This window comes from Nostoc sp. (assembly GCF_036919495.1).
Classification (GTDB): domain Bacteria; phylum Cyanobacteriota; class Cyanobacteriia; order Cyanobacteriales; family Nostocaceae; genus Nostoc.
Map to the genome: position 1 here is coordinate 49,329 of NZ_JBALBZ010000045.1, position 13,979 is coordinate 63,307.

Annotated in this window: 13 protein-coding genes; 8 read left to right on the forward strand and 5 right to left on the reverse strand. The window is 41.9% G+C overall.

The features are described from left to right. Positions 1-312: 312 nt before the first annotated feature. Positions 313-507 (reverse strand): hypothetical protein, encoded by a 195-nt coding sequence (locus tag V7K25_RS05750; protein WP_335155892.1) that lies wholly within the window; start codon positions 505-507, stop codon positions 313-315. Positions 508-766: 259 nt separating this feature from the next. Between V7K25_RS05750 and V7K25_RS05755 the strand changes: the two genes are divergently transcribed. Further along, positions 767-1,279, forward strand: a complete 513-nt coding sequence (locus tag V7K25_RS05755; RefSeq protein WP_335155894.1) for a GNAT family N-acetyltransferase — start codon at positions 767-769, stop codon at positions 1,277-1,279. Positions 1,280-1,377: 98 nt separating this feature from the next. On the opposite strand, the gene V7K25_RS05760 is transcribed toward V7K25_RS05755, so the two are convergent. Then, positions 1,378-1,995, reverse strand: coding sequence for a class I SAM-dependent methyltransferase (locus tag V7K25_RS05760; RefSeq protein WP_335155896.1), 618 nt, complete (start codon positions 1,993-1,995; stop codon positions 1,378-1,380). Positions 1,996-2,294: 299 nt separating this feature from the next. Between V7K25_RS05760 and V7K25_RS05765 the strand changes: the two genes are divergently transcribed. The 6 genes from V7K25_RS05765 (at position 2,295) to V7K25_RS05790 (ending at position 8,051) form a co-directional block, all read left to right on the forward strand. Continuing rightward, a complete protein-coding gene (locus tag V7K25_RS05765) occupies positions 2,295-2,582 on the forward strand; it encodes a Mo-dependent nitrogenase C-terminal domain-containing protein (RefSeq protein ID WP_335155898.1) in 288 nt (95 codons plus the stop codon). A gap of 195 nt (positions 2,583-2,777) precedes the next feature. Beyond that, positions 2,778-3,452 carry a response regulator transcription factor gene (locus tag V7K25_RS05770; protein WP_335155900.1) on the forward strand — a complete coding sequence of 225 codons (675 nt, stop codon included), beginning with the start codon at positions 2,778-2,780 and terminating at the stop codon, positions 3,450-3,452. 225 nt (positions 3,453-3,677) lie between these two features. Then, positions 3,678-4,646 (forward strand): arsenosugar biosynthesis arsenite methyltransferase ArsM, encoded by a 969-nt coding sequence (gene arsM / locus V7K25_RS05775; protein WP_335155902.1) that lies wholly within the window; start codon positions 3,678-3,680, stop codon positions 4,644-4,646. A 196-nt stretch (positions 4,647-4,842) separates the two neighbouring features. After that, positions 4,843-5,802: an inorganic phosphate transporter gene (locus tag V7K25_RS05780; protein WP_335155904.1), complete on the forward strand. Its 960-nt coding sequence runs from the start codon at positions 4,843-4,845 to the stop codon at positions 5,800-5,802. A 47-nt stretch (positions 5,803-5,849) separates the two neighbouring features. Beyond that, complete coding sequence (gene arsS / locus V7K25_RS05785; protein WP_335155906.1) at positions 5,850-6,839, forward strand: arsenosugar biosynthesis radical SAM (seleno)protein ArsS; 990 nt, start codon at positions 5,850-5,852, stop codon at positions 6,837-6,839. A 276-nt stretch (positions 6,840-7,115) separates the two neighbouring features. After that, positions 7,116-8,051: an alpha/beta fold hydrolase gene (locus tag V7K25_RS05790; RefSeq protein ID WP_335155908.1), complete on the forward strand. Its 936-nt coding sequence runs from the start codon at positions 7,116-7,118 to the stop codon at positions 8,049-8,051. 68 nt (positions 8,052-8,119) lie between these two features. On the opposite strand, the gene V7K25_RS05795 is transcribed toward V7K25_RS05790, so the two are convergent. Continuing rightward, the gene (locus tag V7K25_RS05795) at positions 8,120-8,488 is read right to left on the reverse strand and encodes a BON domain-containing protein (RefSeq protein ID WP_335155910.1); all 369 of its coding nucleotides are present in this window, start codon (positions 8,486-8,488) and stop codon (positions 8,120-8,122) included. 345 nt (positions 8,489-8,833) lie between these two features. Here V7K25_RS05795 and ilvN point away from each other — a divergent pair, with 345 nt between their 5' ends. Beyond that, positions 8,834-9,352 carry an acetolactate synthase small subunit gene (gene ilvN / locus V7K25_RS05800; protein ID WP_109010042.1) on the forward strand — a complete coding sequence of 173 codons (519 nt, stop codon included), beginning with the start codon at positions 8,834-8,836 and terminating at the stop codon, positions 9,350-9,352. Between the two features lie 438 nt (positions 9,353-9,790). Here the strand turns inward: ilvN and V7K25_RS05805 are convergent, their stop codons facing one another. Continuing rightward, a complete protein-coding gene (locus V7K25_RS05805) occupies positions 9,791-12,082 on the reverse strand; it encodes a PhoD-like phosphatase (protein WP_335155912.1) in 2,292 nt (763 codons plus the stop codon). Between the two features lie 158 nt (positions 12,083-12,240). Then, positions 12,241-13,632, reverse strand: a complete 1,392-nt coding sequence (locus V7K25_RS05810) for a malic enzyme-like NAD(P)-binding protein (protein WP_335155914.1) — start codon at positions 13,630-13,632, stop codon at positions 12,241-12,243. Between the last annotated feature and the right edge of the window lie 347 nt (positions 13,633-13,979).

Below are 13,979 nucleotides of genomic sequence, written 5' to 3' on the forward strand. Positions count from 1 at the left end.
GTGTGACTTCTGTCAGCCACAGGAGTAAGCTGGCATGATTAAGAATCGTGAAGTTTAGCAGATTTCTAAGGATAGATGATTTTTTCTTAACGTTATGCTGACAAACTTCAGATATTGTACTAAAGCGATAGCCTATGGTGGGCTGCGCCTACGCACTTATCACACCAGATCCCACTCCTGCAACGATTTCTCCACAACAAAAATGAGTGGATAATCGTGATATAAACCACAATTATCCACTCAAAGTTTAGTAAATCGGGTTTACTAGAAAAACCCAAGTAGATTATTGAAACTTGGCAAACTTCAAACCAATTAACGTGACTCAGTTCCCTGATTGGGGCTACCTGCTACAGAATCATTTTCTGGTGCTTCTGGTGTAGCAGTGGGTTTAGCATCGCTCTTTTCATTATCGCCAGTTTTGCGCTTACTTTCGTCAAGAGTGGTTTCGTAACTACCAGAAGAACCGGGTGTATTTTCTTGGCTACCAGCTTTTTGTGGTTCAGACATTATTACATTCCTAATAATTTTATTGTTGGTATTATCTTAAGAAGATTAACAGCGTGAGTGCATCTATCCAGATATAGTTATGGCTGATTTCTACCTCTATCGAAAGTATTGTTTAGTACTACTCATGTATACTGATAAAAATCCATAAATGTAGAGTTTTTTAACCTTACAGCGCTTTCTATGGTTAAGGAAGGTTTATTGCCGCCGACCTGTACTAGGTGCATAAGATATTGTGATACAAATTATCAAAGTGTAATTAATGAATCAAAGCAATCTATCGTTACCATCTGGGTGTATGCTTCGCAAGGCAACCTCTGGGGATCAGTGGTCGATTCGATTGCTGGTATTTTCAGCGAAACTCGACCCAACCCAATTAAATTGGCAGCAATTTTGGGTAGTTGAATGCGATACCTACGGCGGGCAAAGCCTACGCAATCTGGTAGCTTGTGGACAGCTACGTAATTTCTCAGGGGCACAAGAACTTGGTAGTTTGGTCGTTGTATCACCTTGGAGAGGTAGCGGTTTGGGTACTTTGCTAACGCAGCATTTGATTAATACAGCAACGCAACCACTTTATCTTGAATGTTTAGGTGAACGATTGGTGCAGTTTTACAGTCGCTTTGGTTTTGTGCCAATATCTTTTGAAGACTTGCCAGAATTCCCCAAAACAAGAGGTAAGTCTTCGCTCAAGGGGAAATTTAGATTTTCGCAATTAGCTAAAAGGCTGTTCAGAGTTCCTGTGGTGTTTATGGAACATCAAGGTAATTTGTAATTCGTAATGACGCTCTCTACGAGACGCTAAAAGCGAACGAAGACTCGCTAACGTAATTCGTAATGACGCTCTCTATAAGACGCTAAAAGCCTAGCTTTTCAAATCTGAGGTTTAGCAAAAACTGTTAGCAACACAGGCCCTAGTAAATAGTGGTGATTCAAACACAATAACCCAGCCGAGGAGCCAAGAAGTTGACGTTGATTAGGGCTGTAGAGTCTAATTCCAAGGGGAGAAACTGGTAATAATTGAGGTTCTGTCTCTTTTATGGAGGTAAAATCAACCAAGTAGAAGCGTCCACCGGGAGAAAGTACCCGTGCTATCTCACTAAGCACCTGTTTAGGTTCCAAATAGTGCAAAAAGCTGATAGTGCTGAAAACAGCATCAAATTGACCATCAGCAAACGGAAGAGACTCAGCTTTGCCCTCGACATAAATTAAGCGTGGACGGTGGCGGTTACTCTGTCTGGCTACCCGCAACATATTAGCAGATAGATCCAATCCGATCGCTTGCAGGTCGGGAAACTGAATAGCAAGGCGCTCAAGTAAGCGTCCAGTACCACAGCCGATATCAAGTACATTTGCTGACTCTGGTAAATCCACGTACTCCAGCAACCGTTTGTGAACGGCTCGATAAAACACTGAAGGAAAGAGCCAGTCATAACTTGGTGCCCATCGGTCAAAAAGGAACTTTTTGTTACTAAAAAAGTCATTAGTCATTAGTTTTCGCAGTTCACCTGAAGCTGAATGCTTTTTAGGGTAAGTAGCTGCGCCTCAAATAAGTTGGTTAACTATAGTTTTGCAGTCCGACAATATCTAGTATGCTCATCTTGGCAAATCATCCGAAATTTTGGCAATTGAATCTGTAGTTAACAGTGTGCCTAGAGATTCATTCTATCTGTGTAGAGAACTAAAAAACGAGCAATCAGTGCATAAAACTATAGAACCTAACCGTATGTATTTATAGAGGTTCAAATACAACCAACTGATCTAGTTTGAAATTATTAAGGTGAAAATTTATGACAAGTTTTATTCAAACCCGGTTATACAATGATTTACTCCATCCAGTCCGCCAGTGGTTGGAAACGATAGAAATTCATAACTCCAAATTGGCTCATTTCTTGTGCAAAGCTATTCCTGCCCAGTGTCCCTTTGAGCGAGACATTACGCTTTTTAGCCGGAAGCTGTTTCACATTCCTCCAATGTGTAAATTAAATCCCCTATACGAGGAAGTGGTTGGTTTGCGTTTTAAAGCGCTCTGTTATCTTGCCGATGAATGCGGTGAAGATGTCACAGTCTATTGCTAATAGCCAGTTGGATCGTTATTTGATCAAGCAGCGATCGGTAATTGTAGATTTACGGTTGTTACTTACTCAGGTTTATACTAAGCTAACGTACACCCAATTTAGATGTTTGGCTATTTAAGTAGCTGACACCACGAAGACAGTGTTTCCAGACAGTATTTTTGCTTACCGTATCCTGCTGAAATCATTAACATTATCATGACGCACATCTTACTGGTTGAAGATGAAGTCAAACTGGCACGATTTGTCGAATTGGAATTGAATTATGAAGGCTATCAAGTCAGTATTGCCTACGATGGATTAACTGCACTTACCGCAGCGCGTAAGTTACATCTAGATTTAGTAATTTTAGACTGGATGTTGCCTGGTTTATCGGGGTTGGAAATTTGCCGCCGCTTGCGAAGTATTGCTGAGAAAGTGCCGATAATCTTATTAACCGTCAAAGACGAAGTGAGCGATCGCATTGTAGGCTTAGATGCTGGTGCTGATGATTACCTCGTTAAACCCTTCAGCGTTGATGAATTATTAGCCAGAGTCGGCGCTCACTTACGAAGAAGCCAGCTACTAGACAGCGTAGATGTCTTAGAATTTAAAGACCTGACTTTAAATCGTCGCACCCGCCAAGTGTACCGAGATCGGAGGTTAATTGAGTTAACTGCTAAGGAATTTGATTTACTAGAATATTTACTGGCCCATCCGCGACAGGTAATTACCTGCGATCGCATTTTAGAGGAAGTCTGGGGTTACGGCTTCATGGGTGATGCCAACATCATCGAACTTCAGATGCGCTACCTACGGCTGAAACTTGAAGCCAATAACGAAAAGTGCCTCATTCAAACTGTGAGTGGTGTCGGCTACACATTGCATGATTGAATTTGGGATGGGGAATTGGGAATTGGTTATTAATTCTTGTCCCTCATCTCCCTCATCTCCCCCTACTTCCTCATCCCCTATCCAGTGTGAAATAACGGTAAAACCCCAAAATTTTCTATTCTAGGAAGATTTGGGGTTTTTGGCCATCTGAGTAAAAACTCATCCAACTCAGGGTTAATTATATTAGGATGCACAAAGCTGTCATCATCTAAAATCTAAAACTGCATGACCTATCTAGAAACAGCAGCGCAATTCTACCGCGAAGTTGCCGAAACTCCGCAAGTTGGACTTTGTTGTGTGCAAAGTACACCCCTGCAACTACCAGGATTGAAAATTCCTTTACCAATGCAGGAAATGAACTATGGTTGTGGCACCACTGTTCACCCCACTGAACTAGGAAACCAACCTACCGTGCTGTATGTTGGTGTTGGCGGCGGCTTAGAAGCGTTGCAATTCGCTTATTTTTCCCGCCATGCAGGTGCTGTAATTGCCGTTGAACCGGTTGGAGCCATGCGGGAAGCAGCTGCACGCAATCTGGAAATTGCTGCTCAAGAAAACCCGTGGTTTGACACCAGCTTTGTAGAAATCCGCGAAGGTGATGCTTTTAACTTACCTGTTGCTGATCTTCGCGTCGATATCGTGGCGCAAAATTGCCTTTTCAACATCTTTGAGCCAGAAGATTTAACCCGTGCTTTAAAAGAAGCCTATCGGGTATTAAAACCAGGCGGACGTTTGCAGATGAGCGATCCAATTGCTACTAGTGAAATTCCAGTACATCTTCAACAAGATGACCGACTAAGAGCCATGTGTTTATCAGGCGCACTCACATATCAACAGTATACTGAAAGGATTACAAATGCTGGCTTTGGTCAAGTTGAAATTCGCGCCCGTCGTCCTTACCGTCTACTAGATTCCCAAACTTATAATTTAGAAGAACACCTACTTTTAGAAAGTCTGGATTCTGTTTCCTTTAAAGTTGCTATTCCAGAAGATGGTGCTTGTATCTTTACAGGAAAAACAGCAGTTTATGCTGGCTTAGAACCCTTTTTCGACGATTCAGCAGGTCATATACTCCAACGGGGGATTCCGGCCGCAGTGTGTGATAAAACTGCTGCTAAACTTGCGGCTATTAAGCCAGCAGAAATAATTGTGACCAATTCAACCTGGCACTATAGCGGTGGTGGTTGCTGTTAATTTTGTAAAAAAGAATTCAGGTGTCAGGAGCGGAGCCGGAGCCGCTCCGCCTCCGGTCAGAATGGGCTAAATGCCCCGCTACCGCTAACAGAATTATTCTGTACGACTGGGGTATGAATGCATAATTTGAATATTTTACAAATTGCATTCTTAATTCTGGATTATGGATTCTGATTTCTTCTTTATAAACTCCAAAATGCTGTTAATTAGTTTATTTATCGCTACGCTTTTTTTAGCATATTCTAATGGTGCAAATGATAATTTTAAAGGGGTAGCAACGTTGTTTGGTAGCCGAACTTGTAGCTATCAAACAGCAATTTTATGGGCAACTTTTACAACTTTTGCTGGTGCAGTTGCTGCGACTTTTGTGGCAAGTACACTAATTAAAAACTTTTCTGGTAAAGGACTAGTGCCTGATGCGATCGCTAATTCACCAGAGTTTCATTTGGCAGTTGCGATCGCAGCTGGTTTAACTGTACTGATAGCCACTTTCATGGGGTTTCCCATTTCCACAACTCACAGTTTAACGGGTGCGCTGGTTGGCGCTGGATTAGTTGCGATCGGACTCAAAGTTAATTTTGCAGCTTTGGGAACTTCTTTTATTTTGCCTCTATTACTCAGTCCAATTATTGCTATTCCTTTGGGGGCAGGAATTTTCAGTTTATATAACTATATAATTTCAAAATGGAATCTATCAGTTAATCATAAAATAATTGATACTTGCCATTTTCTCAGCGCTGGAATTGTCAGTTTTGCTAGAGGATTAAATGATACTCCCAAGATTTTTTCACTCATTCTAGTTATTGAGTATTTTTCGATTCAGGGAGGAATGATCACGATTGCGATCGCAATGGCACTTGGCGGTTTACTCAACTCCCAAAAAGTTGCAGTAACCATGAGTGAAAAGATTACCTCATTGAATCATACTCAAGGCTTATCAGCAAATATAGTAACTGGAATTCTGGTAATTGCAGCTAGTCAGTTTGGGCTTCCGGTTTCTACCACTCACGTTTCAGTTGGTTCTATTTTTGGAGTAGGATTGACTAGCAAAAAAGCCAATATGCGTGTTTTTTATCAGATCCTATTATCGTGGATTTTAACTTTACCTACTGCTGCAATTATTAGTGCAATAACCTACCGATTATTGCAAGGTTAGAAAAATTGATTGAATATATTTTTGCCATATTTAAGGAATAGCAATTAATGCAAACTCAATCTAAAGTTACACCATTTAAAAACAAACTCAATTCTCCTTTTAGAAAAAAGGGGATCACTGTTTTACAAATTAATCTAGGTAAGCGTTGTAACCTTGCCTGTACACACTGTCATGTCGAAGCTGGGCCAAAACGTACAGAAGAACTTTCTCCTGAAGTTTGCGAACAATTGATTTCGCTAATCCATAAATTCCCCGAAATTAAAATTGTAGATTTGACTGGTGGCGCACCAGAAATGAATTATGGATTTAAGCCATTGGTAGAAGCCGCAAGAGCAACTGATAAGCAGGTGATAGTCCGGTCTAATTTGACCATTTATTTTGAAGATGGATTTGCTGATTTACCAGAATACTTCGCTCAACACCAAATAAGAGTTGTGGCTTCCCTACCTTGCTACCTAGCAGATAATGTTGATAAAATGCGCGGCGCTGGTGTTTTTGATAGTTCCGTCAAAGCTTTGCAGTGGCTTAACCAACTCGGCTATGGTAAAGAGCCAAATTTAATTTTGGACTTGGTATTTAATCCCCAGTTACCCACAAATGAAAATTTTTCCTTAGCTCCGGAACAGACCAACCTAGAACGAGATTACAAAATGTTCTTACAAGAACATTTTAATATTGTGTTTAGCAACCTCTTCACCATTACCAACCTACCAGTTGGTAGAACCAAAATGCATTTAGAACGAAGAAAACTGTACACCAGCTATTTACAGTTTTTAGAGTCGCATTTTAATCCTGGCACAGTTGAACATTTGATGTGCCGCGATGAAGTTTCAATCGACTATCTAGGCAATGTATATGATTGCGATTTTAACCAAATGATGAATTTGCCTGCAAAAAATCATAATGGTGAAACTTTGACGGTTAGCAAACTCTTAGAAGCTGACAGTTTAGACCTGATTAGTGAGATACAAACTGCTGCTTATTGCTATGGTTGTACTGCTGGATGTGGTTCTAGTTGTGGTGGTGCTTTGCTCTAAAGACAAATAAAATAGCGTAACCAACTCATTTTTTAAGACTTTTATAAATCTAAAACCACAAAATTATTCCATCAACAATTATAGGAAAATCTGAAAAACTCTAGTTGAATATAGAGCGATCGCATTTTAGGTTGTGGTTATTATTTAAAATATCCTCTGTAAATACCTCTTTCACATATTCCATCACAATAGGTAACTGCCTATAGCCCCCAACCTCTGTCTCAGTTAAAGAACGTTTTATAATAGTATTTTCACGCTGCTGAATTAAAGGAGACTGTGACCACAACATTACACTGGCAGGAACGGGTTGGTAATCAAAGAGACTGGGTTTGGCGCGGCTGGCAAACACGCTACACTTACATTCGCCCTAGCCAAAATCACCAGAAGACAACACCACTGATATTGCTACATGGCTTTGGCGCTTCTATTGGTCATTGGCGACATAATTTAGAAGTGTTGGGTGAGCATCACACAGTTTATGCCATCGATATGCTAGGTTTTGGCGCTTCTGAAAAAGCCGCAGCTAATTACAGCATCGAACTCTGGGTTGAGCAAGTTTACGATTTCTGGAAAACATTTATCCGTCAACCAGCAATTTTGGTGGGCAATTCCAACGGTTCACTGATTTCTATGGCTGCCGCCGCCACTCACCCCGATATGGTGCTGGGTATGGTGATGATGAGTTTACCCGATCCTTCACTAGAGCAAGAAGCAATTCCGCCTGTACTGCAACCAGTTGTCAGAGCAATTAAAAATATAGTCGCTTCGCCGTTAATTCTTAAACCTGTATTTAACTTCGTGCGCCGTCCTGGGGTGCTGCGTCGTTGGGCTAGTCTTGCCTACGCTAATCCAGAGGCGATTACCGATGAACTTATAGAAATTTTAGCGGGGCCTCCCCAAGATAGAGGTTCCGCCAGAGCTTTCAGTGCTTTGTTCAAAGCTGCGATCGGTATTAACTTTAGTCCCAGTGTCAAGACAGTATTACCAACCTTAACAATTCCCATGCTGTTAATTTGGGGACAAAAGGATCGGTTTGTTCCCCCAGCCCTTGCTAACCAATTTGCCCAATATAACGAGAAATTGGAAGTGCTAAATTTAGAAGACGTGGGTCATTGTCCCCATGATGAATGTCCTGAACAAGTTAACCAAGCTATTTTAGATTGGATTGAGGGGTGGGTTAGCGTAGGCGTAGCCCGCCGCAGGCATCGCTAACCGTTGCTTACTCCCTAAATATTATGAGTGCGATCGCAGTCACTATTGAATTTTGAATTGCTTAACACCTAGCTAATCGTGGCTTGGTTAGTGTCAACATCTGTAGCCCCACTAACAGAACGAGCTACAGAAATCATTTTGTTGAGAATTTCTTGACTGGGAACTTTACCTTTTAACACTACAGTGCTACCAGTCTGAGCAACCCAAAGGGTATCAACATCATCGAGTTGGGGGTCTTCATCAAATGCCAAGGCTACCCGCTTTGCCAAACCACTTTGGTCATATTCGCCGCTTAATCCCAGACGTTCTGGGGGGATTGATTGAGTAGCTGTAGGAGCAGCGCTAGTACTAGGAGTTTGCGCTATTGACTGCGGAGTAGGATTTACTTCGGCATTTTGAGGTTTTTCCATCCCAAATAATCTTTGTAACCAACCCATAAAAACTTTTCTCCTATCCTCGGTTTATCAAATTTGAGTATAAAAGCTTCATAAAAATGCCGCATCTGCCAAAGAAAAGAGATGTATTCAATCAATTTACTCCTTACAGGATGATTTCTGCCCAATTATTTATCTCTAGAGAATGCAATGAGTGCAGCTATTGAGTTTACAATAAAAGGTCGCACTGACAATTAGTGCAGTAGTACGCTACGACAGAAAGAAACATATATTTTACAAAATGTCAAGAGCTTGTAACTCAAGGAATTTTGATTGAATAAGTGAATTCTGCAAAGCGGTACTAGAGTCTGCGTTCCTCAAATCCTGTGCTAGCCTCTGTTGGCGAAGATGAAACATACCCTTTCAGTTCTCGTAGAAGATGAGGCGGGTGTTCTTTCCCGCATTTCTGGTTTATTCGCCCGTCGCGGCTTTAATATTGAAAGCCTTGCTGTTGGCCCTGCTGAACAAGGAGGAGTCTCTCGAATTACGATGGTTGTACCTGGTGACGATCGCGTTATCGAGCAACTCACCAAGCAACTATACAAGTTAGTCAATGTCCTTAAGGTACAGGATATTACCGAAACTCCTTGTGTAGAGCGGGAATTAATGCTTTTGAAGGTGAATGCTAGTACCAGCAATCGTTCAGAAGTGATCGAACTGTCTCAGATTTTCCGGGCGCGAGTCGTGGACGTGGCAGAAGATTCTCTCACCTTAGAAGTTGTAGGAGATCCAGGTAAAATGGTAGCGATCGTGCAGGTGTTACAAAAATTTGGTTTGAGAGAAGTCGCCCGCACTGGCAAAATTGCCCTGACTCGTGAATCGGGCGTGAATACAGAGTTACTCAAGTCTTTGGAAGCAAAAGTTTAGTTGGAAACATCAGAACCCCACCTCTACCCCCTTCTCCATTTTTCGAGCATGTATACACAAGTCAGATGTAAAGTAGGTGGAGAGAATTTTTGAGAAGTAAAAATTGGCGTTGCTAATTCCATGTATGAAAATGATTTTGCATAATACCAAAATCCTTGTAGAGACTTAGCAGTGCTACGTCTCTACATCCAGATTCATACTTCAATTCAGCAACGCCCAAAAATTATGGATAATCTAATCTTAATTCACGCTTCGAGGACACCAGAAAGGTTATACCTCAATACGCTTGGGTTATACCTCTGGTTGACCTCCTAGAATACCTACCTTTTCCGTGGTTTAAGACAATTTGAATCCATCTTTCTTAGCTGGAAACTCGCTCTGGATGGACTTGTGTATACATGGTAGCTTTTTATGGGAGTTTGGGGGGATCTTCCGGGATCATGATCGTAACAATAACTGATTAGGCGTTAACTGACTCTCAAAACGGCTGTAAACAACTTGGGTTGGATACCAAGAAGAAAACCAGTACAAATCTTGAATAACTTTGCAATAATTACTCTCATCTACTAATTCAAAGTGAACCAGACCTAAATTATTAAATCCAACTACTTCTCGCCCCTCCTGAACCCAACGAAATTTCCAAAACATCAGGGGTTGTAACCATTTCCATTTTGCATTTTTGGCTCGTTTCCAGGGAGCTATTAACGATGATATATCTGCTCCAATGCAAGAAGTCTGAACACTGTTTCGAGGTATCCACTCAAGCACACAATGCCACTCAGAGTTAGTCAGCAACTGGCGATTATGCTGTAATTGTTTATCTGAAATTTCGACCATATTGGGTGGATTAATCCAACCTATCCAATGTCGCACCTTTTCTGGTAGCAGCCAATGTTTCAATCGTGTATGAATTAGCCGCGTCAAAATCTCTTCATTCTTCAATGCACTAGCGGTTAACTGCACCAAGACAGACTGCAATTTGGAATGAGTGCGTGCATAAGATAAGTGAGCAACAGAACTGTAGTGAATATCTCCTGATAGAATAACGACTTGTTGACGTTCCTCAAATAAAGTAGTTAGAAATTTCGCCAGTGCTTCAACATTAATGTTCCAGGCATCTCCAACATCGGTTGAAAAAACTTTCTCCTGTTGTAAGTGCCAATGGTGAATCCAATCAATCACTTGTAGTCCAAATACATTCGTGGGCGCAATCACAAATGTAGTTTGAATCTGAGTTTGTTCAACTATTTCTTGTAAAGGTAAAACTAGTTGTTGCTCAAAGGCTTTTGGACACAGCAGCATCGGTGGTGCAATTGGTTTTTGATCGGCTGGATAACCCCGCCAAGTCCGCGTATCCAGCACAATTACTTCATGGCGATCGCTTCTAACTATGTAGTTCCAAGTAATTGCTTCAGGATGTCGATCGAGAATGAACACTGCACCATCTCGAACTAAAATAGGTAAGTCTGTGTGGGGATCGTTAGCTGGCATACCTACATAATGAGCGATCGCCTCATCAGCCTTTGCATCTCTCCCTTGGGAAGCTGACCAACCTTGTGCAGCCGCCAATAGCTTTTCACCGGATTTACCTTCTGCAAATTGCTCAGGCGTATTGCCCCAACCTTGAAACACCGTGTAAGCTAACAAAGCATTTTGGACTATTCTTCGCCCCAAGGGACGCCCTAGCACTCGCAAACACCAAGCTTGGTTCAAATTCCAGTCATCAGTAACATCATGGTCATCAAAGATGGTGTACATGGGAATATTGGCAAGGGCGCGGCGCACTTTCCCAAGGGTATAAATGAATTGGCGCAAGTGCCGGACTTGTCGGTTCCAGTTCTTGATAGCTTTGCTCTTGCGCGTTACTTGGTGTCCTTTGGGAAATGCGGCCGGCCAACACACTGGCGACCAAGCTAGTAAATAAGTAGCGTAATATTCACCCAGACTGAAAAGATGACTGTTAACTTTCTCAGCTTTATTATGTAATCCTGCGGTCAATCCAGCTTGATTTGTCGCAACATCAGCCCGCTCTCCAGGGGGTAGTTGCTGGGGAGTGTAGTATATTCCATTCACAGGAAGTTGTTCTTCCCAACCTAAAAGGGCATCACCAAGCGTACTGGCAACCCACAGTGATGGTTCTGCTACATCGTCGCCGTAAATTTGATCTCCGGTGAGGAATAGCTGGTGGGGGCGGTGTTGTGGTTGATTTGCTTTTGCCTCAATCAAATTGTCGAGAATCGGCAGTGCGTCAAATCCATGACCGTGAGGTTTACGGCAAGAAGCATGAATAATTTGCAAATCTTGCAGACGGTTTGGCGGCAAAAGAAAGGTTGGTTTTTGATGCTCAAAGTAGCTGATGCTGACTGTAGGAGAGGAGTTTGAGCATAATGCTTGTTGCAGAGTTTGCGGGCTTTGGTCAGCGAAAGTGAATTGGAGGTCGTATGCATAGATATAATCGCTAGTTAAACAATGCCCCTCTGTAGACCAAGCCGTTATAGCGGCAATGTGAAGATACTTGCCCAAAGCGATGGTAGAGCGTTGCCCATTTAATAAGCAATTTCCTAGTACTTCACCATCATTTGTTGTGCCATAAATCTTGAGTTCTACCTGACAAGACTGTTTTAGTGCCACCCATACCGTCACTGACTTCGGTTCAGTATGTTTTAGAATTGGCCCCGCCAAAATCAACGGCAGTTCTTGTATAAACTCGCCTCCAACTTGGTACTTCATTAAATTTAGACATCAATTCTCATCTGTTTCACTTTATCAGTCGATAGAGCAGTTGATTGTAGTCTAAATAATAAAGAATGGGCCAGATAATTCAAAGTTCTGAGGGCTGGAAACCAGCGCTCAGACTTTTGTGAATATTACAAGAATTATTCTTTTAATTAATTCCGAGCGATACCTTCTTGACGTGCTGCTTGTTGTACAGCAGCAGCAACAGCAGTGACGACGCGCTCATCAAAAACGGAAGGTATAATATGTTCCCGATCCAAGTCTGAAGGCTTAACTAAAGAAGCGATCGCACTTGCGGCTTCTAGGTACATTGTGGTGGTAATTGTATGCGCCCGACAATCTAAAGCACCACGGAATACTCCAGGAAAAGCTAAAACATTATTGATTTGATTTGGGTAATCACTGCGACCGGTAGCAATCACAGCCACATCTTTACTGATTAATTCTGGCTGAATCTCTGGAATCGGATTTGCCATCGCAAACACAATTGGATCTTTCGCCATCGATTGCACCATTTCTGGTGTCAAAACTCCTGGTGCGCTGACTCCAATAAACACATCTGCCCCTTGCATTGCACCCGCTAATGTGCCTTGAGCTTTCACGGCAAATTCGAGTTTTTCTTCTGTCAAATCGGTACGACTAGTAGAGATAATCCCTTTAGAGTCGCACATCCAGATTTTTTCTGCCCCAGCTTTCCGCAGTAACCGAGCGATCGCTACTCCCGCCGCCCCAGCACCATTAATCACGATGCGAATTTCCGCCATTGACTTATGTACCAGTTTTAGGGAATTAAACAATGCTGCCAAGGTGACAATTGCTGTACCGTGCTGGTCATCGTGAAAAACGGGGATATCTAACTCTTCGCGCAATCTTCTTTCAATTTCAAAGCAGCGAGGTGCAGCGATATCCTCTAAATTCACACCCCCAAAAACTGGCGCGATATTCTTGACTGTCTGGATAATTTCTTCCGTATTTTGGGTAGCCAGACAAATGGGAAAAGCATCTAGCCCCGCAAATTCCTTGAATAGCATTGCTTTGCCTTCCATGACTGGTAAGGCTGCTGCTGGGCCGAGATTTCCCAATCCCAAAACGGCACTACCATCAGTAACAATGGCAACAGTGTTTTGTTTGATGGTTAATTTGTAAACTTCCTCTGGATCTTGAGCGATCGCTGTACAAATTCGACCAACTCCAGGTGTGTAAGCCATTGCTAAATCAGACACACTTTTTAAGGGAATTCTACTAGTAATGCTGATTTTGCCACCGCGATGCAAATTAAAGGTGCGATCGTAGACGCTGAGTAATTTGATGTCTGGCAATGCTTTGACCGCTTGCACAATGGTTTCAGCGTGTTCGGTACTAGCAGCATCAACGGTAAGATCGCGGGTGGATTCTTTGCGGGTTTGCTCGATTAAATCAATTTGACCGAGATTACCGCCAGTAGTTGCGATCGCCTGGGTTATCGATGCCAACATCCCTATACGATTGGGAATCTGCAAGCGCAGTGTCAAACTAAAACTAGAATTAGGAGTTAGGTCTGCCATGTTGATTTTGGATTTTAAGTTTTAGATTTTATATTGAATTGAGACAAAAATTAAAATCTCAGATTTGTAGTCAGTGGAAATACAATGAATATTAACTCTGGAGATAACCGTCAGTGGTTAGTTTACTCACTGCTCACAGTTTTGATAATTATTTTTATTTATACCAATGCATTTACTAATATAAATGAGTAACAATTTAGTAATTGTACCCAAATACACCAGATATTTTTTTAAAATTTTATCTGTGTAAATTTTGTATCGGCTCAATAAGTAGGGGTAGCGCAAGAAAATTATGATCTTAGAGGTCGCGGCATTATAGAATATGACACATGACGCAAAAGCAGTTG